The sequence below is a fragment of the Piscinibacter gummiphilus genome (assembly GCF_032681285.1).
Classification (GTDB): domain Bacteria; phylum Pseudomonadota; class Gammaproteobacteria; order Burkholderiales; family Burkholderiaceae_C; genus Rhizobacter; species Rhizobacter gummiphilus_A.
Window position 1 is genome coordinate 5,541,956 of the sequence record NZ_CP136336.1, and the last position, 25,281, is coordinate 5,567,236.

Genomic DNA, 25,281 nt, shown 5'->3' on the forward strand with positions numbered 1-25,281 from the left:
CGTGGGGCTCACACGTGTTTGGCGGCAATCGGCATCTGCCGCCCGGTGCCGAAGGCGCGTGCACGCACGCGGATGATGGGCGGCGACTGGCGCCGCTTGTACTCGTTGCGCGCGATCATCATGCGCACCTTCTGCAGCAGGGCCGCGCCGTCGGGCGTGGCGGTCAGCTTGTCGACGAAGGCGGTCGCTTGCGCGAACTCCCAGGCCGCCAGCCGCGGGCCTTCGATCAGCACCTTGAGCACTTCGTCGAGCACCTCGTAGGGCGGCAGGCTGTCGGTGTCTTTCTGACCGGGGGCGAGTTCGGCCGAGGGCGGCTTGTCGATGATGGCGTGGGGAATGAGTTCGCGGCCGGCGGCTTCGTTCACATGCCGCGAGAGCGCGAACACCTCCGTCTTGTAGAGATCACCCAAGAGGCCGAGGCCGCCGTTGGTGTCGCCGTACAGCGTGCAGTAGCCCACCGAGATCTCCGACTTGTTGCCCGTGGTGAGCAGCAGGTGGCCGAAGTGGTTGCTGTACTCCATGAGGATGGTGCCGCGGATGCGCGCCTGCAGGTTCTCCAGCGGCAGGCCTTGCAGCGGTGCGCCGAAGCTCGCGTCGAACTGCGCCGCGTAGCCGTCCACCAGCGCCTTGATGGGGTGGGTGTGCAGCGCGATGCCGAGGTTGCGGCTGAGCAGCACCGAATCGTCGACCGATCCCGACGACGAGAACTTCGAGGGCATGGTCACGCCGACCACGTTGTCGGGCCCCAGCGCCTCGGCGGCGAGCGCCAGCGTGAGCGCACTGTCGATGCCGCCGGAGGAGCCCACCACCACCTGGCCGAAGCCGCAGCGGCGGGCGTAGTCGCGCAGGCCCAGCACGATCTGCGCGCGGTAGAAAGCCATGGTCGGCAGGCCCTTGGGGTCGACCGGCGGCAGCGCCTCACCGGCACGGGTGAGGAAGTGGCCGTTGTCGAAGCGCAGCACGCGCACGTCTTCCACGAAGCGCTGCGCCTCGTAGACCACGCCGCGCTCGGGCTCCACCGCAAACGACGCACCGTCGAACACGACCTGGTCCTGCCCGCCCACCTGATTGACGTAGAGGATGGGCAGGCCGTGGCGGCGGCTCGCATCGCCGAACACCTGGTGCCGCTGCTCGCGCTTGCCGATGTTGGAGGGGCTCGCGTTGATGCTCACCACGAGGTCGGGCGCCGCATCGCGCATGCGCTGGAAGGGGTTGACCGTGTAGTCGAGGCCTTCGTCGTTCCAGCCGTCCTCGCAGATCATCACGCCGACCTGCGTGTGACCGATGCGCAGCACGCGTGCCACGTCGGGCCCCGGCTCGAAGTGGCGGTGCTCGTCGAAGATGTTGTAGGTGGGCAGCAGTTGCTTGGCGTACTGCAGCACCACCTCGCCCGCATGGATCACGAGCAGCATGTTGTGCAGGCGCTTGCCCGGCCCGACACGCGGCACCGGCGCCCCCAGCACCCAGTGCAGGTTACGCAGCTGGCGCGAGGCGCTGCGCAACTCGTCGATGCCGGCGGCCACTCGGTCCATGAAATGCAGCTCGTCGAGCAGGTCGCCGGGGTAGTAGCCGGTGAGCGAGAGTTCGGAGAACACGATCAGCTCGGCGCCGTCGAGCGCGGCCTGCTGCGCGGCCGCGATCATCTTCTGCGCATTGCCTTCGATGTCGCCGACGAAGTAGTTGAGCTGGGCGACGGCGATGTTCAGCATCAGGTCACCTCCTTCACGTTGAACACCTGGCGCAGGTAGGCCAGGAAGGTGTGGTCCTCGCACAAGGTCTTGCCCGGCGAGTCGGAGAGTTTCGCCACCGGCTGGCCGTTGCAGTGGGTCAGCTTCATCACGATGTTGAGCGGCACGAGGCCCACGTCGTTGCTGAGCGAGGTGCCGATGCCGAAGCCGGTCTGCGTGCGGTCGGCGAAATGGCGGTAGAGCTGGAAGGCGGTGGGCAGGTCCAGCCCGTCGCTGAAGACGAGGCGCTTGGTGCGTGCGTCGATGCGCAACTTCGCGTAGTGGGCCAAGGCTTTTTCGCCCCACACCACCGGGTCGCCCGAGTCGTGGCGCAGGCCGTCGAAGAGCTTGGCGAAGTAGAGGTCGAAGTCGGCGAGGAAGGCGTCCATGCCGACCACGTCGGTGAGCGCCACGCCGAGGTCGCCGCGGTATTCCTGCACCCAGTCTTCGAGCGCAGCCTTCTGGAAATCGCGCAGGCGCACGCCGAAGGCCTGGTAGGCCTGCAGGTACTCGTGCGCCATGGTGCCGATGGGCACGAGGCCCAGCGTGCGGGCGAGGTGCACGTTGGAGCTGCCCTTGAAGAACTGCGGCACGTTCTCCTTCAAGGTGGCCACCACCTCTTCCTGCCACGCCCCGCTGAAGCGCCGGCGCACGCCGAAGTCGAAGAACTCGAAGGGGTTGGCGCGAACCGGCTCGGACTCGAAGGCACGCAATTGCGCGAGCTTGGCCTGCAAGCGGCGGCGGCCCTCGGCCAGTGCAGTGGCCTGCTCGAAACGGCGGAAGTACAGCTCGTTGACGATCGCGAGCACGTAGATCTCGAAACCCATCACATGCACCTGCGGCCCCTTGGCCACGATCTCCAGCACCGGGCCCGTGGCGCGCGCCTCGATGAAACGGCGCTGGAAGCGGAAGATGCGCAGGAAGTCGACGAAGTCGCTCTTGATGAAGCGCAGGCCGCCGAGGTAGGCCAGCTCTTCCTCGCGGAACGACAGGCTGCACAGGTGGTCGAGCTGCGCATTCACCTCGGGCAACAGCTCGGCCAGCGGGTAGGCGGGCTGGTTGCGGCAGACGAAGCGGTACTCGGCCTGGGCCTGCGGGTGGCCATGCAGCAAGGTTTGCCACATGGTGAACTTGTAGAGGTCGGTCTCGAGCAGGTGCTGGATGACGGGGGTCATGGTGAGCTCTCTATTTCAGTCCGCTTCTTCAGCGTGAGCCGGCCAGCAGTTCGGGCAGCAGGTCGGCGGTGGTGGCCAATTGGACGCCCCGCCCGCTCATGTCGGCGAGGAAGGCCTCGTGCTGCGCCTGGAATCCGCCCACCGGGCTCATGCAGTCGGTGAGGAGCACGATGCGTTCCGGCCGGCCGCCGGGCAGGTTCTCGACGATGTCTTCGGTCGTCGCCTTCACGCAGTGGCTGCTGGCCTCGCCGGCGATCACCAGCAGGCCCGCCGTGTCGAGCGCGGCGAGCAGCGTGCGGTTGAGCAGCGTCTCGGGGTCGGCTTCGTCGGGCACTTCGGCCTGCAGCGCGCTGTAGTGCTCGGTGAACGTGTTGCCACCCTTCATCACCTTGCGCACCACCTTGAGCTGCTGGGTCTCCCACACGTTGTAGGCGTTGCGCACGTCGGGGTGCACGTTGTGGCCCCAGCTGCCCACCTCGCAGTGCACCGGCCACACCATCAGCGTGTAGCGGCCTCGGGCGTCGAGCGCGTCGAGGTAGGCCAGGGCGCGCGGCAGCATCGCGGGGTCGCGCGGCACGAACTCACCGGCGCGCACCTGCGCGGCCTTGATGGCGGTGAACGGCGCGACCGCGCCACCATCGCCCTTCTGCCAGAAGGTGGGGTGGGCGATGTGCAGGCGGTTGTGCGAGTCGAGGGTGATGGCGATGTCGCTCCACACGGCACTCGTGTCGCGGATGAACGCCGCCAGGCGCTGCATGTCGGCGTGCGCGCCGGCCACCGGCAGGGTGGGCGCCACGCGCTGGCCGGTCAGCGCATCGGCCGGGCGGTAGGCCTCGGGCAGGTCGCAGAAGTCGTTTTGCGGATCGATGACGAGGAGCTGGAGGCGGCGGGTCATGGTCTTCTCCTGATGAAGTGAGGCCAGCATAGCGCAATAAGTTGGTCTGTGCAACTTGTTGTCTTTGTTTCATGCGTTTCCGCAGGCAGACCGGGCTTGGGCCGCCGCCCAGCAATGTCATGGACGAGGCCGTATATTGCTGGCCCGCCCCATCCAACCCCCGGAGACAGCCCATGAGCACACGCGGCAGCATGATCCAGATGACCATGAGCGACGGCGCCACCATCGGTGTCTACCACGTCGAGCCCAAGGGCCAGCGCCGCGGCGGGCTGGTGTTGATTCAGGAGATCTTCGGCGTCACCGAGCACATCAAGGAGCAGGCCGACCGTTTCGCCGACCAGGGCTTCGAGGTGCTCGCGCCCGCCATCTACGACCGCGAGGCCCCGGGCTTCCAGGCCAGCTACTCCGACGAAGACCGCGCCAAGGCCGTCAAGGTCGCGCGCGAGCTGCACCCGTTCAGGCTGTCGGTCGACGACGCGCAGACCTGCATCGACGCGCTCGGCAAGCGCGGCAAGGTCTTCATCACCGGCTACTGCTACGGCGGCTCGGTGGCATGGGCCGCGGCCTGCCGTTGCACCGGCCTCGCCGCCGCCTCGGGCTACTACGGCAGCCTGGTGCCGCAGTTCGCCAATGAAACGCCCAAGTGCCCGACCATCCTGCACTTCGGCAAGCACGACGCGGGCATCCCGCTCGACGGTGTGCAGAAGGTGATCGATGCGCACCCCGAGGTGCCGGTCTACCTCTACGACGCCGGCCACGGCTTCCAGTCCGACCGCCGCAAGGACTACGAGCCCGAGAGCGCCCGCCTCGCGTTCGAGCGCACGCTGGCGCTCTTCCAGTCGGTGACCTGAGGCTTGCAACCATGGCGTTCGCGGACAACCTCAAGACCCTGCCGCCGGTGAACCACCTGGCCGGCCTGCAACTGCTCGACGAACACGGCGCCACCGTGGCCACGCTCGACAACAAGCCCGGCTCCGCCGGCTCGGTGGCGGTCTACCACGCGCTGGCGCAGCGCTTCGGGGCCATCACCGTCGAGGCCGCGCACGAAGGCCTCACGCTCTACGCCGAGCACACCGCCGACGCGCGCGCCCACCCCGGCAAGCACCCCAACATCGACCGCCTGCTGCAGCTCGTGGAGCGTGGCGGGCGCCTCACGGTCAAGCTCTTGCCGGCGAGTTGACTTAACACAGCTTCGATCAACCCGCTGGCCGGCGCCCAAGCCCAAGCTCTGATACCTTCCGCTCCCCGAGAGGATTGAGGAGACGCGCATGAGCGACCTGCAAGACCGCCTGCGTGCACTGCCGAAGAGCGTGCTCACCGGCATCCGGCGCGGCATCGAAAAAGAAAGCCTGCGGGCCCGCCCCGATGCGGCGCTCGCCCTCACGCCGCACCCGGCTGCGCTCGGCTCGGCCCTCACCCATCCGCACATCACCACCGATTTCAGCGAGTCGCAGCTCGAGCTCGTGACCGGCGCGCACGCCAGCATCGAAGGCTGCCTGGGCGAGCTCACGCAGATCCACCAGGCGGTCTACCGCGTGATGCAGGCCGCGGGCGACGAACTGCTGTGGGTGTCGAGCATGCCCTGCGAGCTGCCGACCGACGAGACCATCCCGCTCGGCCGCTACGGCAACTCCAACGTGGGGCGTGCCAAGAGCGTCTACCGCATGGGCCTCGGCCACCGCTACGGCCGGCGCATGCAGACGATCTCGGGCATCCACTACAACTGGTCGCTGCCGGGTGTGTCGGACGAAGGCTACTTCTCGCTGATCCGCAACTTCCGCCGCCATTCCTTCTTGCTGCTCTACCTCTTCGGCGCCTCGCCTGCCGTCGGCGCGAGCTTCGTCGAAGGCCGGCCGCACGAGCTGCAGCAGCTGTCCGAACGCACGCTCTACATGCCGCACGGCACCTCGCTGCGCATGGGCCGGCTCGGCTACCAGAGCGATGCGCAGGCAAGCCTCGCCGTCAGCTACAACGGGCTCGCCAGCTATGGCGCGTCGTTGCAGGACGCCCTCACCCGCCCCTACCCGGCCTATGCGGCCGTCGGCATCCACAACCCGGGCGGCGAGTACAACCAGCTGGCCACCAGCCTGCTGCAGATCGAGAACGAGTTCTACGGCACCATCCGCCCCAAGCGCGTGATCTTCCCCGGCGAGCGCCCGCTGCACGCGCTGCGCGAGCGCGGCGTCGAATACGTCGAAGTGCGCCTGATGGACCTGAACCCCTTCGTCCCCATCGGCATCACCGCCGAGACGGTTCGCTTCCTCGACGTCTTCCTGCTGCACTGCCTGCTGAGTGCGAGCCCGCCCGACACACCCGACGAGATCGCCGCCCTCGGGCGCAACCAGCACCGCACCGCCGCCTGCGGGCGTGAGCCCGGCCTGAAGCTCGAGCGTGGCAAGCAAGAAGTGACACTCGTCGAGTGGGGCTTGCAGATCGTCGACGAATGCCGGCCCATCGCCGCCGCGCTCGATGCCGCCCATGGCGGCGAGCTGCACCAGGCCGCGCTCGTGGCCGCGCGCGAGCTGCTGGCCGACGCCAGCCTCACGCCCTCGGCGCGGGTGCTCAACGCGATGGCGCTCGACTTCCAGCACAGCTTCGCGCAGTTCACGCTGGCACAAAGCCGCCAGACGCAGGCCAGCCTGCTCGCGCTGCCCTTCAGCGCCGAGCAGGCGATGCACTACGCGCAGATGGCGCAGGCATCGGTGGAAGAACAGAAGCGCGTCGAGGCCAGCGACACCCTGCCCTTCGAGGTCTACCGCCAGCAGTACCTCTCGCCGCAACGGCTCGGGCTGTAAGCCGGCGCTCGCCGAACCCGCGGCCTAGGTCTGCAGCAGCCGCTGCGCCAGCGACTTCGCCTCGGCCTCGCGCCGGTGGCGCCGCGCGCGGCGCAGCGAGATCGCGTCGGCATAGGCCTTGAGGGTGCGGATCTCCCCCGCCGTCCAATGACGCGTGCGCCCCCGTTCGGCGCAGGCCAGGATGGCAGTAGTGGCCCCGTTGGCGCCGATGGTGGCGTAGAGCACCGAGCGCAGGTCCAGCGGCTTCAGGAAACTGTCGCGCAGGGCGCCCAGGCGCTCGTCGGCCCAGGCGTCGTCGCTCGCGAACACACCCTGCTGCGTGAGCTCCTGCACGTAGGGCAGGATGTCGGCATGGCAGATCGAGTCGGTGGCGATCAGCACCCGCGCCGCCGGCCCGTCGTAGCCGATCTGGTGGCGCATCACCGGGCCCTCCGGCCGCTCGTCCAGCAGCCAGATGCTCACTTGCGAACACCCCAGCTCCGCCTGCACGTGGCGACACACCAGCTCCGAGGACTGTTCGAGGTTGTAGGTGCGGTTGTCGAGGCCCAGCGTGAGCTGGTCCAGCAAGGCTTGGAATCTTTTCATGGCCAGTCGGCAAGTCGGTTCAAAGGGTAGCCGGTGCGTAGAACAGATCAAGCCGTCGAGCCCCTGAAAAGTCGTGCTTAGTCCGCACTCTTCGAAGCTTGACCGCGCGTGCAGCCCGCTCCAATGGCGGCATGTGGAAGTCCGCCCTGCTCGCCTGCGCCCTGCTGGCCTCGCTCCCGGCCCGTGCCGACGGGGGTCTCACCGCCCTTGAACGCCGCTGGCTGCAGCTGGCCTGGCCGGTCGTCGTCTACGCGCGCGAGCAAGGTCTGCCGCTCGACATCGTGGTGCAGCCGCAGCCCGCAGCGGGTGAAGCGCCGCTTGCGATGGCGTATGTCAACGAGCGCTGCAAGCTCGTGCTCACGATGCGCGGCAACCCCGAGGCCGAGCGCACGCTGAGCGAGATTCCCGCCCCCTTGCTGGTGCCGGTGGTCGAGGCCATGGCCGCGCACGAACTCGGCCACTGCTGGCGTTATGTGCGCGGCGCCTGGCACACCGTGCCCGCCGGCTTCAGCGCCACGCGCGAAATCGAAGACGTTGCCCTGCAGGCGCAATGGCAGTCGATGCAGCAGACGCGCCGCGAGGAAGGCTATGCCGACCTCGTGGGCCTGGCCTGGACGCAGCGCCAGCACCCGCAGCACTACGCCGCCGTGCACGCATGGCTCGTCGCCTTTCGCGACGACGGCGCCCCGCCAGGCAACCACCACGACACGCTCGCCTGGGTCACGCTCGTGCGCGACCCGCTGCGCTTCGCGTCGTCCGCCACGCCGTTCGAGGCCGCGTGGCCGCTCTGGCAGGCGGGGCTGGCGTCGGCAGGGCTGTCCAAGTAGGCAATCGCCGACAGTCCCTTGCGCCGCCGTCCGGGTGACGCGCCGCGCCCACGTGGGGACCATGCATCGGAAACGGCCCGCCGGGCCGGCAAGGAGCATGTCATGGACAGCAAGTCCCACCCCGAGACCCTGGGCGTCTTCGCGCCCGTCGGCCACGTGATCGTCTCGTTCCCCACCCAGCAGGACATGGAGGCAGCGGCCGACGCGCTGCGGCAAGCCGGCTTCGCCGACGAGCACCTCACCCGCTACACCTCCGACCAGATGCGCGAGCAGGTCGATCGCGACCTGGCCAAGGCGAGCCCCCTCGCCAACCTGGGCCAGGAGATCAACCTCGCCCGCGCCCATGGCGAGCTGGCCGACCAGGGCTACAGCTTCCTGGTCGTGAAGGCGAAGGAAGAGGCGGAATGGACACGGGTCGGCGACATCGCCCGCCGCTTCCACGCCGAGCGGGCGCAGCGTTATGGCAACTTCATCATCGAAGAGCTGATCGAGCCGAGTGGCGACGAACAGCAAACCTTCGAGTCGCCCGACCGCGGGCTCGACGCGCAGACCCGCTCCGGCGAAGAGAAGGACCACGCGCCCCATCGCCGGTGAGGGCGCGCCGCTGGCGCATTCACACGCGATGGCGTAGGGTGCCGCCATGCCCTACCGCCACCGCATCGGCCCGCAGACCTGGCAGTTCGCCGACCTGAAGACGGTGATGGCCAAGGCCACGCCCGAACGTTCGGGTGACCGGCTGGCCGGCATCGCGGCCGAGAGTGCCGCCGAACGCATGGCCGCGCGCATGTGCCTGGCCGAGCTGCCGCTGTCGCGCTTTCTCGACGAGGCGCTGATCCCCTACGAAGACGACGAGGTCACGCGCCTCATCGTCGACACGCACGACCGCACCGCGTTGGCGCCGGTGTCGCACCTCACCGTGGGCGGTTTCCGTGACTGGCTGCTGAGTGACGAGGCCGACAGCGCCACCTTGTCGCGCCTGCACGCCGGCCTCACGCCCGAGATGGTGGCCGCGGTGAGCAAGCTGATGCGGCAGCAGGACCTGATCCTCGTCGCGCGCAAGTGCCGCGTGGTCACGCGTTTTCGCAACACCATCGGCCTGCCCGGCCACCTGTCGGTGCGGCTGCAGCCCAACCACCCGACCGACGACCCGCGCGGCATCGCCGTCTCCACGCTCGACGGGCTGCTCTACGGCGCCGGCGATGCGGTGATCGGCATCAACCCCGCCGGCGACAACGTGCCGGCCATCGTCTCGCTGCTGCAGCGGCTCGACGAGCTGATCGCGCGCTTCCAGATCCCCACCCAGTCCTGCGTGCTCACGCACGTCACCAACACCTTGCAGGCCATCGAACAGGGCGCGCCGGTCGACCTCGTCTTCCAGTCGATTGCCGGCACGCAGCAGGCCAATGCCTCGTTCGGCATCGACCTCGCGCTGCTGAAGGAAGCGCGCGAGGCCGCGCTGTCGCTCAAGCGCGCCACGGTCGGCGATCCCACGAGCGCCAACGTCATGTACTTCGAAACTGGCCAGGGCTCGGCCCTCTCGGCCGGCGCGCACCACGGCGTTGATCAGCAGACCTGCGAAGCGCGCGCCTATGCGGTGGCCCGTGCGTTCTCGCCGCTGCTCGTCAACACCGTCGTCGGCTTCATCGGGCCCGAGTACCTCCACAACGGCAAGCAGATCATCCGCGCCGGGCTCGAAGACCACTTCTGCGGCAAGCTGCTCGGGCTGCCGCTCGGCTGCGACGTCTGCTACACCAACCATGCCGAAGCCGACAGCGACGACATGGACACGCTGATGACCCTGCTCGCCAACGCCGGCTTGAGCTTCCTGATGGGCGTGCCCGGCGCCGACGACGTGATGCTCAACTACCAGAGCACCTCCTTCCACGATGCGCTCTACCTGCGCGAGCTGCTGGGCCTGAAGCGTGCGCCAGAGTTCGAGGCCTGGCTGCAGCGCATGGGCATCACCGATGGCGAGGGCCGTGTGCGTGCGGTGCCAGCCAGCCATGCGCTCATCGAGCAGATCGGGCGCTCGCCATGAGCCGCGACCCGGTCACGCTCGATCCCTGGCAGGCGCTGCGCGCCCACACCCCGGCGCGTGTCGCGCTCGGCCGTTCCGGCGTGAGTGTGCCCACGCAGGAGCTGCTGCGCTTCGGCGCGGCGCATGCGATGGCACGCGATGCGGTGCACCTGCCGCTGGACGTGGCAACCCTGGGTGCGCAACTCGAAGCCGACGGCTGGCCCACCTTGTGCGTGCACAGCGCCGCCCCCGACCGCGCGACCTACCTGCTCCGGCCCGACCTCGGGCGCCGCTTGAGCGACGCCTCTGCCGAGGTGCTGGCGCAGCACACCCCACCCGGCGGCTGCGACCTGCTGCTGGTCGTGGGCGATGGCCTGTCGTCACTGGCCGTCACCCGCCACGCCGCGCCCCTGCTCGCGGCGCTGCGCCGCCTGGCACCCACCGAGTGGCGCATCGGCACCGTGGTGATGGCCGAGCAGGCCCGCGTGGCCCTCGGCGACCCGATCGGCGAGCAACTCGGCGCCCGCCTCGTCGCGGTGCTGATCGGCGAGCGACCCGGTCTCAGCTCGCCCGACAGCCTGGGCGTCTACCTCACCCATGCGCCACGCCGGGGCCGCACCGATGCGGAACGCAACTGTCTGTCCAACATCCGGCCGGAAGGCCTGGGCTACGAGGCCGCCGCCCACAAGCTCGTGTGGCTGTGCAGCCAGGCCTTGCAGCGCGGGCTCACCGGCATCGGCCTGAAGGACGAGAGCGGCGCACTGCCACCACCCGGGCAAGGCCCCACGCTCGGCCGATGACGTAGGAGCGGTCCGACCCCAAACTGCGTCGCGCGCTCGCAGTCACCGCCAAGTGATGGGCGTAGCCTTCATCTCACGGTGAAGCACAGACGAGACATGTGCTTCGTATGGCAACCCACCGATGAAGGAGTTCACATGAACAAGGACCAAGTGAAGGGCGCCGTGAAGGACGCCGCAGGCAAGGTGCAACGCAAGACCGGTGAAGCGATCGGCAGCCCCAAGCACGAAGCGCGGGGTGCGGCCAAGCAGGTCGAAGGCAAGGCCCAGAAGGCGCTCGGCAATGCGCGCGAGGCTGTGAAGGGTTCGCGCGACCGCGTCTGAGCGATCACCGCACCATGACAAAGGCCCCTCGCGGGGCCTTTTTCGTTGGAGGGCGTGCGCCCGTCAGACGTCGATGTTGGCCGCCCGCAGCGCGTTGGCCTCGATGAAGTCGCGCCGCGGCTCGACCTCGTCGCCCATCAGCATGGTGAACACCCGGTCGGCCTCGATCGCGTCGTCGATCTGCACCTTGAGCAGGCGGCGCACGTTCGGGTCCATCGTCGTTTCCCACAGCTGCTCGGGGTTCATCTCGCCCAGACCTTTGTAGCGCTGGCGACCCACGGCGTTTTCGGCCTGCTGGATCAGCCACGCCATGGCCTGGCGGAAGTCGGTGACCTTGGCTTCCTTCTGCTTCTCGCCTTCGCCGCGCTTGACCACCGCCTCGGCGCTGACCAGGCCCTTGAAGGTGCGGCCGGCGGTGCTGAGCGCTTCGTAGTCGGCGCCGTGCACGAAGTCGGCGGTGATCACGCTGCTCTTCACGTTGCCGTGGTGCATGCGGCTGATGCGCAGGATGTGCTTGTCCATGCGGGTGTCGAACTCGGCCGTGACCTCGGCGTTGTGCAGCGCGGCCTTCAAGGCCGTCGCCGACTGTTCGGCGGCTTCGAGCGTGTCGAGCTGGATCTCCAGGCCGTTGGCCATGGCGCGCAGCGCTTCCACGTCCATCCACTTGGCCAGGCGGTCGACCACGTTGTTGGCCAGCACGTATTGGCGGGCCAGGGTGTCGAGCGTCTCGCCGGTCAGCACCGCGCCGCCCATGCCGGTCTCGAGCTTGGCGTCTTTCAGGGCCACCTTGAGCAGGTAGGCATCGAGCTCGTGGCCGTCCTTCAGGTACTGCTCTTCCTTGCCGAGCTTGACCTTGTAGAGCGGCGGCTGCGCGATGTAGATGTGGCCCCGCTCGACGATCTCGGGCATCTGCCGGTAGAAGAAGGTGAGCAGCAGCGTGCGGATGTGGGCGCCGTCCACGTCCGCGTCGGTCATGATGATGATGCGGTGGTAGCGCAGCTTGTCGGGGTTGAACTCTTCCTTGCCGATGCTGGTGCCGAGCGCCGTGATCAGCGTGAGGATTTCGTTGCTGGTGAGCAGGCGCTCGAAGCGTGCGCGCTCCACGTTGAGGATCTTGCCGCGCAGCGGCAGGATCGCCTGGAACTTGCGGTCGCGGCCCTGCTTGGCAGAGCCACCGGCGGAGTCACCCTCCACGATGTAGATCTCGCACAGCGCCGGGTCTTTCTCCTGGCAGTCGGCGAGCTTGCCGGGCAGGCCCATGCCGTCGAGCACGCCCTTGCGGCGCGTCATCTCGCGCGCCTTGCGGGCCGCTTCACGGGCACGGGCCGCCTCGACGATCTTGCCGCAGATGATCTTGGCGTCGTTCGGGTTCTCGAGCAGGAAGTCGGCCAGCGACTTGCTCACCACGTCTTCCACCGGGCCGCGCACTTCGCTCGACACCAGCTTGTCTTTCGTCTGGCTCGAGAACTTGGGCTCCGGCACCTTCACGCTCAGCACGCAGCACAGGCCTTCGCGCATGTCGTCGCCGGTGACTTCGACCTTCGCCTTCTTGGCCAGCTCGTTGTCTTCGATGTACTTGTTGATGACGCGCGTCATCGCCGCGCGCAGGCCGGTGAGGTGGGTGCCACCGTCACGCTGCGGGATGTTGTTGGTGAAGCACAGCACCGACTCGCTGTAGCCGTCGTTCCACTGCATCGCCACTTCGGTGGTGATGGTGGTGCCTTGCTCGCTGTTCTTCTCACCCGTCGCGTGGAACACGGTCGGGTTCAACACCTTCTTGCCGGTGTTGATGAAGTCGACAAAGCCCTTCACGCCACCGGCGAAGGCGAAGTTGTCTTCCTTGTTGTTGCGCTCGTCGACGAGGCGGATCTTCACGCCGTTGTTGAGGAACGAGAGTTCGCGCAGGCGCTTGGCGAGGATGTCGTAGTGGAAGTCGGCGTTCTGCTGGAAGATCTCGTCGTCGGGCAGGAAGTGCACCTCGGTGCCGCGCTTCTCGGTCTCGCCGGTGATCTTCATCGGGCTCACTTCGAAGCCGTCACGCATCTCCAGCACACGGTCTTGCGGCACACCCTTGCGAAACTCGATGTAGTGCTGCTTGCCGTCGCGGCGCACCGTGAGGCGCAGCCACTTCGAGAGTGCGTTCACGCACGACACGCCCACGCCGTGCAGGCCGCCCGAGACCTTGTAGCTGTTCTGGTTGAACTTGCCGCCTGCGTGCAGCTCGGTCAGCGCGATCTCGGCCGCACTGCGCTTGGGCTCGTGCTTGTCGTCCATCTTCACGCCGGTCGGGATGCCGCGGCCGTTGTCGATGACGGAGATGGAGTTGTCGCTGTGGATGGTGACGACGATGTCGTCGCAATGGCCGGCCAGCGCTTCGTCGATGGAGTTGTCGACCACCTCGAACACCAGGTGGTGCAGGCCGGTGCCGTCAGACGTGTCGCCGATGTACATGCCGGGGCGTTTGCGCACGGCTTCCAGGCCTTCGAGGATCTGAATGCTGCCTTCGCCGTAGCCGGCGCTGATCTCGGCAGCGGTCTTCTTCGGGGGTTCTTCAGGAAGGTTTTGAACGTCGGTCATGGTCACAGGCGACTCGGTGATCGGGGCTTTCACCCCTTCTTAGAAACGGTGAAGCGGGCCTGAGCCCGCTTGTGGGTGGCGACGGCCGCAGGGCCGCAACGGCGGATCAGATCCTCATCGGCATCACGACGTACTTGAAGCCCGCCTGCTCGGGCACGGTGATCAGCACGCTGGAGTTGGTGTCCTGCAGCTCGAGCTTGACCATGTCGACGCTCATGTTGGCCAGCACGTCCATCAGGTAGGTCACGTTGAAGCCGATCTCGATGGCGTCGCCACCGTAGTCGATCTCGAGCTCTTCCTTGGCTTCTTCCTGTTCGGCGTTGCTCGACGCGATACGCAGGCTGCCGGGCTCGAGGTTGACGCGCACCCCCTTGAACTTCTCGCTCGTCAGGATGGCAGCACGCTGCAGGCTCGCCAGCAGCGGTGCGCGGCCGAGGGTCACGCTGTTCTTGTGGTTCTTCGGGATCACGCGGTTGTAGTCGGGGAACTTGCCCTCGACCAGCTTGGTGACGAACTCCATGCCGCTGAAGCTGAACTTGGCCTGGTTGCCGGCGAAGCGCATCTCGATGGGCGTGTCTTCGTCTTTCAGGAGGCGCTGCAGCTCGAGCACGGTCTTGCGCGGGAGGATCACCTCCTGCTTCGGGATCTCGACGTCGAGGTTGGCCTGCGCGAGCGCCAGTCGGTGGCCGTCGGTGGCCACGAGCGTGAGGCTCTTGCCTTCGGCGACGAAGAGGATGCCGTTCAGGTAGTAGCGGATGTCGTGCACCGCCATGGCGAAGTGCACCTGGTTGATCAGGGTCTTCAGCGTCTTCTGCGGCACGCTGAACATCGGGCCGAAGTCGGCGGCTTCCTGCACCAGCGGGAAGTCGTCGGCCGGCAATGTCTGCAGCGTGAAGCGGCTCTTGCCGCCTTGCAGCGTGAGCTTGTTCTGGTTGGCACTCAGGGTCACGTTCTGGTCGCTCGGCAGCGAACGCAGGATGTCGATCAGCTTGCGTGCACCGACCGTGGTGCTGAAGTTGCCGGCATCGCCATCGAACTCGGCCAGGGTGCGCACCTGGATCTCGAGGTCGCTGGTGGTGAACTCGATCGACCCCCCGGTCTTGCGGATCAGCACGTTGGCCAGGATCGGCAGCGTGTGCCGACGCTCGACGATGCCCGAGACGGCTTGCAGCGCACTCAATACTTTTTCTTGTGCTGTCTTCAAGACAATCATGTGAACCTCTTAATTTAGTCGTCTTAGTAGAGGAAGACGTTTTCTGTGGAGAACGCCATTTTCCCCTTTTCCATCAACCGCTTATCTTGCCGCGAACCCTGTGTGCCGATGGGCTGGCATGGCGGGACGGATCGACAACAACTTTCGGCTTTCATCGAAGGCTGTGGACAGCTCCCGAGTTGTCATGGACTTGTCCCCAGGGTTGTGAGTTGACATGCGAACAGCGCTCAGGCTCAGCCTTTCAGGGTCTGTTCCAGCACATGCAGCTGCTGATTGAGCTCGGTGTTCTTCTGGCGTTCGGCAGCGATCTTGCGCACCGCATGCAGCACCGTGGTGTGGTCGCGGCCGCCGAAGAGCTCGCCGATCTCGGGCAGGCTCTTCTGCGTCATTTCCTTGGCGATGTACATGGCGATCTGACGCGGCCGGGCGATGCTCGCCGGGCGCTTCTTGCTGTACATGTCGGCGACCTTGATCTTGTAGAAGTCGGCCACGGTCTTCTGGATGTTCTCGACGCCGATCTGCCGGTTCTGGATCGACAGCAGGTCCTTCAGCGCCTCGCGCGCCAGCTGGATGTTGATGTCCTTCTGCGAGAAACGTGAATAGGCCAGGATCTTGCGCAGCGCACCTTCCAGCTCGCGCACGTTGGCGCGCACGTTCTTCGCGACGAAGAAGGCCACGTCTTCGGGCATCGGCGTGCCTTCGAGGTCGGCCTTACGCATCAGGATGGCCACACGCATTTCCAGCTCGGGCGGCTCGATGGCGACCGTCAGGCCGGCGTCGAAGCGGGAGGTGAGGCGCTCGTCGATGTCCACCAGTCCCTTGGGATAGGTGTCGCTGGTCATGATGATGTGGGCGCGCTTGGCCAGGAGCGCCTCGAAGGCGTTGAAGAACTCCTCCTGCGTGCGCTCCTTGCCGGCGAAGAACTGCACGTCGTCGATCAGCAGCAGGTCGAGCGAGTGGTACTTGGCCTTCAGCTCGTCGAAGGTCTTGCGCTGGTAGTTCTTCACCACGTCGGTGATGAACTGCTCCGCGTGCAGGTAGAGCACGCGCGCATCGGCCCGGTCGGCCAGCAGGGCATTGCCGACCGCGTGCACCAGGTGGGTCTTGCCCAGGCCGACCCCACCGTAGATGAAAAGCGGGTTGTACATCTGGCCCGGGGCGCCGGCCACATGCAGCGCGGCGGTGCGGGCCATCTGGTTGGCGCGGCCCGGCACCAGCGTGTCGAAGGTCAGGGCCGGGTTGAGGCGGTGGCGCGGCAGGTGGGCGCTGGTGGGGCTTTCGGAAGCGGGGCGTGTCGGGTGAGGCGCCTCGTTGGGGGCTGGTGTCTGGCGCAACGCCTGGGCGAAGGCGCGTGGGCCCGCTGCGCGCACGGCGGTGCCTGCAGCCTGCGGCTCCCGGGCGGCCAGCGTGAGGTCGAGGCGCACCGGCTTGCCGGCCAGTTCGCTCAGCACGGCCTCGATGCGGCCGGCATATTGGTTGCGGATCCAGTCGAGCTTGAAACGGTTGGGTACCTGCACGCTGGCCACCGCCATGTCACCACCCTCGTCGGTGACGTCGGCGGCCGGCAGCGGCCGGATCCAGGTGTTGAATTGTTGTTCGGGCAACTCCGCCGCGAGTCGTTCGCAGCCACGTTGCCAGAGGTCAGCGCTCATTTGTGGAAAAGTCTTTTTGGGAGCGGCGGGATTCTACGTGCCCCTGGTTGCGGGAGACGCGGTTATCCACAGTTTCGAGACGATGGTCAATCCCTTCACGAAAGCGCTGGCAGGCGCATGTTGCCGTGCAAGTCTTTGACTTCAAAAGGCCTTTTTGGTGTAATAGTGGGTTTCCCGAAGGCTTGGTCGATCGGTCGGCACCGCGGCACAAAGCGGCGCTTGCGAGTGTGACTCGTGAGCGTCTCAGCGCAGGTCTTCATCTCTACTTCCAGACCTTCATACAGACCAGCAGGATTGCCCCATGAAACGCACCTACCAAGCTTCCAAGACCCGCCGCGCCCGCACCCACGGCTTCCTCGTGCGCATGAAGACCCGCGGTGGCCGCGCCGTCATCAACGCTCGCCGCGCCAAGGGCCGCAAGCGCCTGGCCGTCTGAAGACGGCACCCGCGCTGCACACGGCCGCGCCTTGACCCTGGACACGGCAACGCCGTGATCGGTCGCATCGTGCGATCTGCCGACTTCGAACGCGTGCTGGGCACCCCTGCCCACGCACGCAGTTTGCACTTCGCGATCCACTACCTGCGGTCCGCGCCGAGCACGGCACGAAAACCCGCTTCGGCGGCAGTTGCCAGCAAGTTGTCAACAGGCCAGGCACCGGAATTGGGCAAGCCTGTGGATGAATCCCCTTCCGGCTGCTGGTTGGGGGCGGTGGTGCCCAAGCGCCACGCCCGTCGTTCGGTGACCCGCAACCTGCTCAAGCGCCAGATCCGCGAAGCCGCGGGCGCTCAGGCCAGTCTGCAAGCCGGGCTGTGGGTGGTGCGCCTGCGCTCGCCGTTCGACAAGAACCGTTTCGCGAGCGCCGCCTCTGATGCCCTGCGCGACGAGGCCGGCCGCGAACTCTCACGTCTGATGGCCGACGCGGTGCGACGCGCGGCCGAGGCGTGAGCGAGGGCACCGCCATGCGCGACGCCGTTCTGGCCCTGCCGCAGCGCCTGTTGATGGGCCTGGTGCGGGGCTACCGTTTTTTCCTGAGCCCGTGGCTGGGCAGCGCCTGCCGGTTCGAGCCCACCTGTTCCGCCTATGCCTTGCAGGCACTGGCGCAGCACGGGGCCGCGGCGGGTAGCTACCTCACACTGGCCCGGCTCGCTCGCTGCCACCCGTGGTGTGCCGGTGGGCACGACCCGGTGCCGGCCCAGGCGCCGCGCCTCTTCTCCCGTCTTCTGACTTCCTCTCGCGAAAAGACCTCCCCATGACCGATATGCGCCGCACCCTGCTGTGGGTGGTGTTCCTGGTGTCGCTGACATTCCTCTGGAACAACTGGAACATGCACAACGGCAAGCCGTCGATGTTCGCGCCGACGCCGGCCAAGCCCGCGGCAACGGCGACAGCCGCGTCCGGTGTGCCGGCCCCAGGGCAGGCCGGCGTGGCGGTGTCGCCTGCCGGAGCGGCCAGTGCCGCCGTGGTCGCCAGCGAGCAGCGCACGGTCAAGACCGACCTCTATGAAGCCACCTTCGACACCAAGGGGGCCGACCTGGTGAAGCTCGTGCTGCTCAAGCACCCGAGCGATGCCGATCCCAAGCAACCGCTGGTGCTCTTCGACCGCAGCGGCGCCCGCACCTACACCGCGCAGACCGGCCTCATCGCCCAGCAGCCGGGCGTCAACCTGCCCAATCACCTGACGCTGCTGAAGATGCTGCCCGGCGACACCACGCTGAAGGACGGCCAGGACACGCTGACCGTGAGCTTCGAAACGCCAGAGCCTGCTGGCGTGACGCTGCGCAAGAGCTACGTGTTCAAGCGCGGGCAGTACACCATCGGCGTGCGCCATGAGGTCACCAACCGTGGCACGGCACCGGTCCAGCCCGAGCTCTACCTGCAGCTGCAGCGCGACGGCACCGTGCCGCCGAGCAGCATGTTCATGGCGCCGACCTCGTTCACCGGCCCGGCGATCTACACCGAAGAAAAGCACTTCCAGAAGGTCGAGTTCGCCGACATCGAGAAGGGCAAGACCGACTACGTGAAGAAGGCTGACAACGGCTGGATCGCGATGGTCCAGCACTACTTCAATTCGGCCTGGCTGGTGCCTGGCAAGGCGCAGCGCGAGTTCCGTACCCAGAGCCTGGGCAACAACCTCTACACGGTGGCGATGGTGCTGCCGCTCGGCAGCATCGCGCCCGACGCCACCGTCACGCACGAAGCGCAGCTCTACGCCGGCCCGCAGGAAGAGAACAAGCTGCAGGCCCTCGCGCCCGGCCTCGAACTGGTGAAGGACTACGGCTGGTTCGCCGTCATCGCCAAGCCGCTCTTCTGGCTGCTCGACAAGCTGCACTCGATGATCGGCAACTGGGGTTGGGCGATCGTGGCACTCGTCGTGCTGCTCAAGATCGCGTTCTACTGGCTCAACGCGAGCGCCTACCGCTCGATGGCCAAGATGAAGGCCATCAACCCGCGCGTCATGGAAATGCGCGAGCGCCTGAAAGACAAACCGCAGCAGATGCAGCAGGAGATGATGCGCATCTACCGCGAAGAGAAAGTCAACCCGCTCGGGGGCTGCCTGCCCATCCTCGTGCAGATGCCGTTTTTCATCGCGCTGTACTGGGTGCTGCTCTCCAGCGTGGAGATGCGCAACGCGCCGTGGCTCGGCTGGATCACCGACCTGTCGGCGAAGGACCCGTACTACATCCTGCCCTTGCTCATGACCGGCTCGACGCTGCTGCAGACCTGGCTCAACCCGACGCCGCCGGACCCGGTGCAGGCCCGCATGATGTGGATCATGCCGCTCATCTTCAGCGTGTTCTTCTTCTTCTTCCCGGCAGGCCTGGTGCTGTACTGGCTGACCAACAACATCCTGGGCATCGCGCAGCAGTACATCATCAACAAGCGCCTGGGCGTGACCTGATCGAGCGCGCGGGGAGCATTCGGCGATGCTGCCGCGCCATCACCAGCCCATCGTGGCCATCGCCACCGCCGCGGGGCGGGGCGCGGTGGGCATCGTGCGGGCCTCGGGGCGTGACCTGCAGCCGTTGATCGCCGGCGTGTGCGGCCGGGCGCTGGGCCCGCGCCACGCGACCTACCTCCCCTTCCTCGACGCGCAGGGCCAGGCCATCGACCGTGGCCTCGCGATCCATTTCCCCGCGCCGAATTCGTACACCGGCGAGGACGTCCTCGAACTCCAGGCCCACGGCGGGCCGGTGGTGCTGCAACTGCTGCTTGCCCGCTGCCTCGAACTCGGCCGCGACATCGGCCTGCGCCTGGCCGAGCCGGGAGAGTTCACCGAGCGTGCCTACCTCAACGACAAGCTCGACCTCGCGCAAGCCGAGGCGGTGAGCGACCTCATCGATGCCAGCACCGAAGCGGCCGCCCGTTCGGCCAGCCGCTCGCTCTCAGGTGCGTTCTCCAGCGAAGTGGAAACCCTGCGCGAACAGGTCGTGCGCCTGCGCATGCTGGTCGAAGCCACGCTCGACTTCCCCGAGGAAGAGATCGACTTCCTGCGCCAGGCCGACGCGCAAGGCCAGCTCGATGCGATCAATGCCCAGCTCGCCAGCGTGCTCGACCACGCCCGCCAGGGGGCGCTGCTGCGCGAAGGCATTCGCGTCGTGCTCGCGGGCCAGCCCAACGTCGGCAAGAGTTCGCTGCTCAATGCGCTGGCCGGCGCGGAGCTGGCGATCGTCACGCCCATCCCCGGCACCACGCGCGACAAGGTCAGCCAGACCATCCAGATCGAAGGCGTGCCGTTGCATGTGATCGACACCGCCGGCCTGCGCGAGCTGGGCGCGGCGGGCGACGAGGTCGAGCGCATTGGCATCGCCCGCAGCTGGGACGCGATCGGCCAGGCCGACGCCGTGCTCTTCCTGCACGACCTCACGCGTGTCGGCGAGCCCGCCTACGACGCCGACGACGCCGCGATCGCACAACGCCTCTCGCCCCTGGCCCCACGGGTGGTGCACGTGTTCAACAAGAGCGACCTGCGCGCCGCGCCCGAGGGCGATGGCGATGGCGATGGCGTGGCCATCTCCGCACAGACCGGCCACGGCCTCGACACGCTGCGCCACACCCTGCTCAGGCTGGCGGGCTGGCACGCGCAACCCGAAGGCGTCTACATCGCACGCGCCCGGCATGTCGACGCCCTGCAGCGCACCCGCGAGCACCTGGCGATGGCCCATGCGCAACTGCAGCTGGCGCAGCCCGCCCTCGACCTGCTGGCCGAAGAGCTGCGGCTGGGCCACAACGCGCTTGCCGAGATCACCGGCGCCTTCACGCCCGACGACCTGCTCGGTGAGATCTTCAGCCGCTTCTGTATCGGCAAGTAAGGCGAGTGAGGACCCGCCGCCCGCGGGTTGCCCTTCGTTGTTGACGCGACGAGGCGGGCCGATAATCGCCCCACGCGGCGCCTCCCGCGCCCACTCACTCCGTGGCCGACTCACATCATGGACTTCAACGAACTGGTCAACGCCATCCAGACGCTCAACACCGACGACGCGTTCCGGGCCCGGCTCAACGCCGAAAACTGGCGCACCATCGGTCCTTACTTCACCCAGCACGACATCCGCGCCGGCGACCTGCTCATCAAGCAGGGCGACACCGACCGCACGATGTATTTCCTCGGCCGCGGGTCGCTGCAGGTGTTCGTGACCGGCGGCCCCCCGGGCAGCAACCGCATCGCGATCCTGCGCCCCGGCTCCGTGGTGGGCGAGCCCGGCATCTTCGGCGACGGCGCCCGCATGGCGAGCGTCGAAGCGGTCACGCCCTCGATGGTGTGGGCGCTGCGCGGCCCGCGCCTGGAAGAGCTCGCCCAAAGGTCACCCGCCCTGGCGCTCGAGCTCGTGCGCGCGGCCGGCGCCGTGATGGCGCAGCGCATGCGCGCCAACATGGCCAACAAGATGCCCTTCGCCTGAAGGTGCCGTCCCCGGCCACCCTCGGCCGGGGCGCTTCGAACTGCCGTTTCGTGCCACGGGAGTGGCAGCTTCGGCCAAGTTCTCAGTCTGTTCCGACTTGCAGAACCGTTTGTCCCTCACGTGACGAGCTGTAACGGGTATCCCCGCTGATCGCACAAAAGCACGCCCGGATACCGTCGGGCAGAACGCGCTCACGACGCGCGTTTGCAAAAGCAAATCGATCACAGGAGACCCCATGCAGCAACAGTTTTCACCTTTCCGGCTGGCGGCCATCGCCGCGGCCGTGGTCCTGGCCTCTTGCGGCGGCGGCGATGACGATGCGCCGGCGCCGGAGGAAACCCGTGCCCAGGACGCCCGCGTCTTCACCCCGGTGCCGCTCGACAACACCACGGTCTACCCCGACTACGCCGCAGGCGCGAACGGCCCGAGCTTCACCGCCATGGCGGGTGTCGCCGTGACGACCGACCGCTGGGCCGGCGTGCTCAACGGCGCGTCCTACCGCATCGAAGTGCCGACCACCGGCTGGAACGGCAAGCTGGTGATGTACGCCCACGGCTACCGTGGCACCACCCTCACCCCGACCACCGGCAACCCGTCGATCCGCCGCTACCTGATCGAGAACGGCTATGCCTGGGCCGCGTCCAGCTACGCGAAGAACTGGTACGACGTGCGGGCCGGCGTCGAAGACACCAACGCGCTGGCGCTCGAGTTCACCCGCATCGCTGCCGCCAACGGCCGCACGCTGACCGCGCCGACCAAGACCTACATCATCGGCCACTCGATGGGCGGCCACATCGCCGCCGCTGCGGTCGAAGCCGAAACGCTGGCGACTGCGAGAAACCGCGTGCGCTACGACGGCGCCGTGCCGATGTGCGGCGTGACGGGCGACACCGAACTCTTCAACACGTTCGCCGCGATGCAGGTGGCCGCGCAGGCGGTGGCCGGCGTGCCGCGCTACCCGACGCAGAACTGGGCCGACATCTCGGCCGCCGTCACCGGCAACCTGTTCAGCACCTTCAGCGCCAGCAGCGTGGTCCCCACGACGAATGGCGCGCGCTTCGCCTCCATCGTCGAGAACCTGACCGGCGGCGACCGCCCGCTGTTCGACCTGGCGCTGGCGGCTGGCCGCAGCTTCCAGTCGGCCTATGGCACCTTCGGCTCCGACGGCACGGTCAACGGCATCCTGAACCGCAACGTGCTCGACACCAACGCCTACACCTACACGATCACCGGTGATGCCGCCGGCAGCACGGCGATCAACAACGTGGCGTTGAAGCTCACCGCCGACCCCGACGCCAACCGCATGCGCCGCGATGGCCTGCGGTGGGTCCCGAAGGTCAACGGCGAGTTCAGCGTGCCGGTGCTGACCATCCACACGCTGGGTGACCTCTTCGTGCCCTTCAACATGGAGCAGATCTACCGCCAGCGTGCGGTGGCCAAGGGCAATGGCGACCGCCTCGTGCAGCGCGCCATCCGCGGCATCAGCCATTGCGACTTCACGCTCGCCGAGCAGGTGGAAGCCTTCAGCGACCTGGTCGCCTGGGCCGAAGGGGGCCCCAAGCCCGCAGGCGATGACGTGCTGACCCCCGCGACCGTGGCCGCCCCGACCTACGGCTGCACCTTCACACGGGCGGCAACGGCCGAGGACGCGGCGGCTGGCGCAGCGGCCGCCCTGTTCCGCCCCTTGATCGCCAACAATGGCGGTGCCTGCCCACCCTGAACGCCGCGCGATCCGGCAACGACAAAGGGGCCTGCGGGCCCCTTTGTCATGGCAGCGAGGATCACCCGCGCCCGAGCAGCTTGCCTTCCGCGAGCGCCAACGCTTCGGGCAAGCCCGACAGCACCAGCGTGTCGCCGGCATGCAAGGTGACGCTGTCGTCAGGCTGCTGGGTGACCGAGCCGGTGGCACGCCGCACCGACACCACGCTCACCCCCACCGCGTGCAGGGCGAGGTCGGCCAGCGGCTGGCCGAGGCTGGCGGCGGCGGGTGGCAGGCTCACGCTCAGGAGCCGCGCCTGCTGCAGGTCGTCGACGGTGTCGTCGTCGGCGCCGTGGAAGTAGCCGCGCAAGAGGCTGTAGCGCGCATCGCGCTGGTCCTGCACCACGCGGATCACGCGCCGCATCGGCACGCCCACGAGCGCGAGCGCATGGCTGGCGAGCATCAGCGAGCCCTCCACCGCTTCTGGCACCACCTCGGTGGCGCCCGCGGCGCGCAGGCGTTCGATGTCGGCATCGTCGATCGTGCGCACCACCACCGGCACCGTCGGGGCGTGCTCCTGCACCAGATGCAGGATCTTCAGCGCCGACGGTGTGTCGTGGTAGCTCACCACCACGGCGCTGGCGCGCGCCAAGCCGGCCGCCATCAGGCTTTGCAGGCGCGCCGCGTCACCGAACACCACGCTCTGCCCGGCGGCCGCGGCCTGCCGCACCCGGTCGGGGTCGAGGTCGAGCGCCATGTACGGGATGCGCTCCAGGTCGAGCAGGCGCGCGAGGTTCTGGCCGCTGCGGCCATAACCGCAGATGATGACGTGCGCCTCGGTGTTGATCGCACGCTTGGCGATGGTCGTCATGGCCACCGACTGCATCAGCCAGTCGCTGGACGACAGCCGCATCACGATGCGGTTGCTGTACATCACGATGAACGGGGTGGCGAGCATCGAGAGCACCATGCTCGCCAGCACCGCGCTCTGCAGCGTGGGCGACAGCAGGCCTTCGCCCTGCGCCAGGTTGACGAGCACGAAGCCGAACTCGCCCGCCTGCGCCAGGTACAAGCCGGTGCGCAACGCCGTGCCCGTGGCAGCGCCGAAGAGTTTGGCCAGCGCCGCCACCAGTCCGAACTTGAACACCACCGGGATCAGGCTCAGCACCAGCACCAGCGGCCACTGCGACAGCACGATCTCCATGTCGAGCTTCATGCCGATGGTGATGAAGAAGAGCCCGAGCAGCACGTCGTGGAAGGGCCGGATGTCGGTCTCCACCTGATGCTTGTATTCGGTCTCGGCGATCAGCATGCCGGCGACAAACGCGCCCAGCGCGAGCGACAGGCCGGCGTGTTCGGTCATCCATGCGAGTCCCAGCGTGACCAGCAGCAGGTTGAGGATGAAGAGCTCTTCGCTCTTGCGGCGTGCCACGAGCGTGAGCCACCAGCGCATCACGCGCTGGCCGCCGACCAGCAGCACCGTCAGCAGCGCCGCCGCCTTGAGCGTGGCGAAGGCGAGCTCGCGCGCCAGTTCTTCCGGTGAGGACCCCAGCGCCGGGATCAGCACGATGAGCGGCACCACCGCCAAGTCCTGGAACAGCAGCACACCCATCACACGCCGGCCGTGTTCGCTCTCGAGTTCCAGCCGCTCGGCCATCAACTTGACCACGATGGCGGTGCTGCTCATGGCGAGCGCGCCGCCCAGCGCGAAGGCGCTGCGCCAGCTCAGGCCCCACTCCCGCCCCACGGTGGCGAACGCTGTGGCCAGCAGCGCGTTGCCGGCGAGTGCGATCAGCACGGTGAGCACCACCTGGCTCAGGCCGAGGCCGAACACCAGCTTGCGCATGCTCTTGAGCTTGGGCAGGTTGAATTCCAGCCCGATCACGAACATCAGGAACACCACGCCGAATTCGGCCAGGTAGCTCACGCTGGGCGAATTCTTCGCCAGCGCCAGCGCGTTCGGGCCGATCAGCACGCCGACGGCGAGGTAGCCCAGCATCGGCGGCAGGCGCAGCATGCGGCAGGCCACCACGCCCAGCACGGCGGCAATCAGATAGAGCAGGACCAGTTCAAGGGTGCTGACCATGTGGGCGCGGCGGGCG

General features: G+C 67.6%; 23 protein-coding genes. 15 read left to right on the forward strand and 8 right to left on the reverse strand.

Going from position 1 to position 25,281, the window contains the following annotated elements:
* Positions 1 to 8: 8 nt before the first annotated feature.
* From RXV79_RS26330 to RXV79_RS26340, 3 genes are read right to left on the reverse strand one after another with little or no spacing between them, the layout of a single operon-like run.
* Complete coding sequence (locus RXV79_RS26330) at positions 9 to 1,709, reverse strand: NAD+ synthase (protein WP_316701149.1); 1,701 nt, start codon at positions 1,707 to 1,709, stop codon at positions 9 to 11.
* The gene (pncB, locus tag RXV79_RS26335; protein WP_316701151.1) at positions 1,709 to 2,902 is read right to left on the reverse strand and encodes a nicotinate phosphoribosyltransferase; all 1,194 of its coding nucleotides are present in this window, start codon (positions 2,900 to 2,902) and stop codon (positions 1,709 to 1,711) included. Before pncB ends, RXV79_RS26330 begins: the two co-directional genes overlap by 1 nt.
* A 28-nt stretch (positions 2,903 to 2,930) precedes the next feature.
* Complete coding sequence (locus RXV79_RS26340) at positions 2,931 to 3,797, reverse strand: cysteine hydrolase family protein (protein ID WP_316701152.1); 867 nt, start codon at positions 3,795 to 3,797, stop codon at positions 2,931 to 2,933.
* 173 nt (positions 3,798 to 3,970) lie between these two features.
* Between RXV79_RS26340 and RXV79_RS26345 the strand changes: the two genes are divergently transcribed.
* The 3 genes from RXV79_RS26345 (at position 3,971) to gshA (ending at position 6,592) form a co-directional block, all read left to right on the forward strand.
* Positions 3,971 to 4,648 (forward strand): dienelactone hydrolase family protein, encoded by a 678-nt coding sequence (locus RXV79_RS26345; RefSeq protein ID WP_316701153.1) that lies wholly within the window; start codon positions 3,971 to 3,973, stop codon positions 4,646 to 4,648.
* Between the two features lie 11 nt (positions 4,649 to 4,659).
* Positions 4,660 to 4,977, forward strand: coding sequence for a DUF2322 family protein (locus RXV79_RS26350; protein WP_316701154.1), 318 nt, complete (start codon positions 4,660 to 4,662; stop codon positions 4,975 to 4,977).
* An 88-nt stretch (positions 4,978 to 5,065) separates the two neighbouring features.
* On the forward strand, positions 5,066 to 6,592 hold the full coding sequence (gene gshA / locus RXV79_RS26355) for a glutamate--cysteine ligase (protein WP_316701155.1): 1,527 nt from the start codon (positions 5,066 to 5,068) through the stop codon (positions 6,590 to 6,592).
* Positions 6,593 to 6,616: 24 nt separating this feature from the next.
* On the opposite strand, the gene RXV79_RS26360 is transcribed toward gshA, so the two are convergent.
* Positions 6,617 to 7,177 (reverse strand): GAF domain-containing protein, encoded by a 561-nt coding sequence (locus RXV79_RS26360; RefSeq protein WP_316701156.1) that lies wholly within the window; start codon positions 7,175 to 7,177, stop codon positions 6,617 to 6,619.
* A 131-nt stretch (positions 7,178 to 7,308) separates the two neighbouring features.
* Between RXV79_RS26360 and RXV79_RS26365 the strand changes: the two genes are divergently transcribed.
* The 5 genes from RXV79_RS26365 (at position 7,309) to RXV79_RS26385 (ending at position 11,142) form a co-directional block, all read left to right on the forward strand.
* A complete protein-coding gene (locus RXV79_RS26365) occupies positions 7,309 to 8,004 on the forward strand; it encodes a hypothetical protein (protein ID WP_316701157.1) in 696 nt (231 codons plus the stop codon).
* A gap of 102 nt (positions 8,005 to 8,106) precedes the next feature.
* Positions 8,107 to 8,598 (forward strand): hypothetical protein, encoded by a 492-nt coding sequence (locus RXV79_RS26370; protein WP_316701158.1) that lies wholly within the window; start codon positions 8,107 to 8,109, stop codon positions 8,596 to 8,598.
* A gap of 46 nt (positions 8,599 to 8,644) precedes the next feature.
* Positions 8,645 to 10,042, forward strand: coding sequence for an ethanolamine ammonia-lyase subunit EutB (locus RXV79_RS26375; protein WP_316701159.1), 1,398 nt, complete (start codon positions 8,645 to 8,647; stop codon positions 10,040 to 10,042).
* On the forward strand, positions 10,039 to 10,821 hold the full coding sequence (gene eutC, locus RXV79_RS26380) for an ethanolamine ammonia-lyase subunit EutC (RefSeq protein ID WP_316701160.1): 783 nt from the start codon (positions 10,039 to 10,041) through the stop codon (positions 10,819 to 10,821). Before RXV79_RS26375 ends, eutC begins: the two co-directional genes overlap by 4 nt.
* Positions 10,822 to 10,956: 135 nt before the next feature.
* Positions 10,957 to 11,142, forward strand: a complete 186-nt coding sequence (locus RXV79_RS26385) for a CsbD family protein (protein WP_316701162.1) — start codon at positions 10,957 to 10,959, stop codon at positions 11,140 to 11,142.
* Between the two features lie 63 nt (positions 11,143 to 11,205).
* Here RXV79_RS26385 and gyrB read toward each other — a convergent pair whose 3' ends face one another.
* The 3 genes from gyrB to dnaA all read right to left on the reverse strand — a co-directional run bounded on the left by gyrB (position 11,206) and on the right by dnaA (position 16,584).
* Positions 11,206 to 13,719, reverse strand: a complete 2,514-nt coding sequence (gene gyrB, locus RXV79_RS26390; RefSeq protein WP_316701163.1) for a DNA topoisomerase (ATP-hydrolyzing) subunit B — start codon at positions 13,717 to 13,719, stop codon at positions 11,206 to 11,208.
* A 106-nt stretch (positions 13,720 to 13,825) separates the two neighbouring features.
* Positions 13,826 to 14,932 (reverse strand): DNA polymerase III subunit beta, encoded by a 1,107-nt coding sequence (gene dnaN / locus RXV79_RS26395; protein WP_316701164.1) that lies wholly within the window; start codon positions 14,930 to 14,932, stop codon positions 13,826 to 13,828.
* A 233-nt stretch (positions 14,933 to 15,165) separates the two neighbouring features.
* Positions 15,166 to 16,584, reverse strand: a complete 1,419-nt coding sequence (dnaA, locus tag RXV79_RS26400; RefSeq protein WP_316701165.1) for a chromosomal replication initiator protein DnaA — start codon at positions 16,582 to 16,584, stop codon at positions 15,166 to 15,168.
* Between the two features lie 301 nt (positions 16,585 to 16,885).
* Here dnaA and rpmH point away from each other — a divergent pair, with 301 nt between their 5' ends.
* From rpmH to RXV79_RS26435, 7 genes are all read left to right on the forward strand, one after another.
* Positions 16,886 to 17,020 (forward strand): 50S ribosomal protein L34, encoded by a 135-nt coding sequence (gene rpmH / locus RXV79_RS26405; RefSeq protein ID WP_047486751.1) that lies wholly within the window; start codon positions 16,886 to 16,888, stop codon positions 17,018 to 17,020.
* A 54-nt stretch (positions 17,021 to 17,074) separates the two neighbouring features.
* On the forward strand, positions 17,075 to 17,530 hold the full coding sequence (locus RXV79_RS26410; RefSeq protein ID WP_316701167.1) for a ribonuclease P protein component: 456 nt from the start codon (positions 17,075 to 17,077) through the stop codon (positions 17,528 to 17,530).
* Between the two features lie 35 nt (positions 17,531 to 17,565).
* Positions 17,566 to 17,838: a membrane protein insertion efficiency factor YidD gene (gene yidD / locus RXV79_RS26415; RefSeq protein ID WP_316704212.1), complete on the forward strand. Its 273-nt coding sequence runs from the start codon at positions 17,566 to 17,568 to the stop codon at positions 17,836 to 17,838.
* Complete coding sequence (gene yidC / locus RXV79_RS26420; RefSeq protein WP_316701168.1) at positions 17,835 to 19,484, forward strand: membrane protein insertase YidC; 1,650 nt, start codon at positions 17,835 to 17,837, stop codon at positions 19,482 to 19,484. The genes yidD and yidC overlap by 4 nt, the downstream gene beginning before the upstream one ends.
* 25 nt (positions 19,485 to 19,509) lie before the next feature.
* Positions 19,510 to 20,895: a tRNA uridine-5-carboxymethylaminomethyl(34) synthesis GTPase MnmE gene (mnmE, locus tag RXV79_RS26425; RefSeq protein ID WP_316701169.1), complete on the forward strand. Its 1,386-nt coding sequence runs from the start codon at positions 19,510 to 19,512 to the stop codon at positions 20,893 to 20,895.
* Between the two features lie 117 nt (positions 20,896 to 21,012).
* A complete protein-coding gene (locus tag RXV79_RS26430; RefSeq protein ID WP_316701170.1) occupies positions 21,013 to 21,480 on the forward strand; it encodes a Crp/Fnr family transcriptional regulator in 468 nt (155 codons plus the stop codon).
* A gap of 235 nt (positions 21,481 to 21,715) precedes the next feature.
* Entirely contained in the window at positions 21,716 to 23,200 is a 1,485-nt protein-coding gene (locus RXV79_RS26435) for an alpha/beta fold hydrolase domain-containing protein (protein ID WP_316701172.1), read from the forward strand.
* A 61-nt stretch (positions 23,201 to 23,261) separates the two neighbouring features.
* Here RXV79_RS26435 and RXV79_RS26440 read toward each other — a convergent pair whose 3' ends face one another.
* Positions 23,262 to 25,265 carry a cation:proton antiporter gene (locus RXV79_RS26440; RefSeq protein ID WP_316701174.1) on the reverse strand — a complete coding sequence of 668 codons (2,004 nt, stop codon included), beginning with the start codon at positions 25,263 to 25,265 and terminating at the stop codon, positions 23,262 to 23,264.
* Positions 25,266 to 25,281: the final 16 nt, after the last annotated feature.

What these genes read in the sequence shown, in the direction of transcription:
- RXV79_RS26330 (WP_316701149.1), bottom strand. Translation starts at nt 1,709, where the DNA reads ATGCTGAACATCGCCGTCGCCCAGCTCAACTACTTCGTCGGCGACATC.
- RXV79_RS26370 (WP_316701158.1), top strand. Translation starts at nt 8,107, where the DNA reads ATGGACAGCAAGTCCCACCCCGAGACCCTGGGCGTCTTCGCGCCCGTC.
- RXV79_RS26435 (WP_316701172.1), top strand. Translation starts at nt 21,716, where the DNA reads ATGCAGCAACAGTTTTCACCTTTCCGGCTGGCGGCCATCGCCGCGGCC.
- eutC (WP_316701160.1), top strand. Translation starts at nt 10,039, where the DNA reads ATGAGCCGCGACCCGGTCACGCTCGATCCCTGGCAGGCGCTGCGCGCC.
- RXV79_RS26440 (WP_316701174.1), bottom strand. Translation starts at nt 25,265, where the DNA reads ATGGTCAGCACCCTTGAACTGGTCCTGCTCTATCTGATTGCCGCCGTG.
- RXV79_RS26345 (WP_316701153.1), top strand. Translation starts at nt 3,971, where the DNA reads ATGAGCACACGCGGCAGCATGATCCAGATGACCATGAGCGACGGCGCC.
- yidC (WP_316701168.1), top strand. Translation starts at nt 17,835, where the DNA reads ATGACCGATATGCGCCGCACCCTGCTGTGGGTGGTGTTCCTGGTGTCG.
- mnmE (WP_316701169.1), top strand. Translation starts at nt 19,510, where the DNA reads ATGCTGCCGCGCCATCACCAGCCCATCGTGGCCATCGCCACCGCCGCG.
- gshA (WP_316701155.1), top strand. Translation starts at nt 5,066, where the DNA reads ATGAGCGACCTGCAAGACCGCCTGCGTGCACTGCCGAAGAGCGTGCTC.
- dnaA (WP_316701165.1), bottom strand. Translation starts at nt 16,584, where the DNA reads ATGAGCGCTGACCTCTGGCAACGTGGCTGCGAACGACTCGCGGCGGAG.
- pncB (WP_316701151.1), bottom strand. Translation starts at nt 2,902, where the DNA reads ATGACCCCCGTCATCCAGCACCTGCTCGAGACCGACCTCTACAAGTTC.
- RXV79_RS26430 (WP_316701170.1), top strand. Translation starts at nt 21,013, where the DNA reads ATGGACTTCAACGAACTGGTCAACGCCATCCAGACGCTCAACACCGAC.
- RXV79_RS26365 (WP_316701157.1), top strand. Translation starts at nt 7,309, where the DNA reads ATGTGGAAGTCCGCCCTGCTCGCCTGCGCCCTGCTGGCCTCGCTCCCG.
- RXV79_RS26340 (WP_316701152.1), bottom strand. Translation starts at nt 3,797, where the DNA reads ATGACCCGCCGCCTCCAGCTCCTCGTCATCGATCCGCAAAACGACTTC.
- dnaN (WP_316701164.1), bottom strand. Translation starts at nt 14,932, where the DNA reads ATGATTGTCTTGAAGACAGCACAAGAAAAAGTATTGAGTGCGCTGCAA.
- RXV79_RS26385 (WP_316701162.1), top strand. Translation starts at nt 10,957, where the DNA reads ATGAACAAGGACCAAGTGAAGGGCGCCGTGAAGGACGCCGCAGGCAAG.
- gyrB (WP_316701163.1), bottom strand. Translation starts at nt 13,719, where the DNA reads ATGACCGACGTTCAAAACCTTCCTGAAGAACCCCCGAAGAAGACCGCT.
- RXV79_RS26360 (WP_316701156.1), bottom strand. Translation starts at nt 7,177, where the DNA reads ATGAAAAGATTCCAAGCCTTGCTGGACCAGCTCACGCTGGGCCTCGAC.
- RXV79_RS26350 (WP_316701154.1), top strand. Translation starts at nt 4,660, where the DNA reads ATGGCGTTCGCGGACAACCTCAAGACCCTGCCGCCGGTGAACCACCTG.
- rpmH (WP_047486751.1), top strand. Translation starts at nt 16,886, where the DNA reads ATGAAACGCACCTACCAAGCTTCCAAGACCCGCCGCGCCCGCACCCAC.
- RXV79_RS26375 (WP_316701159.1), top strand. Translation starts at nt 8,645, where the DNA reads ATGCCCTACCGCCACCGCATCGGCCCGCAGACCTGGCAGTTCGCCGAC.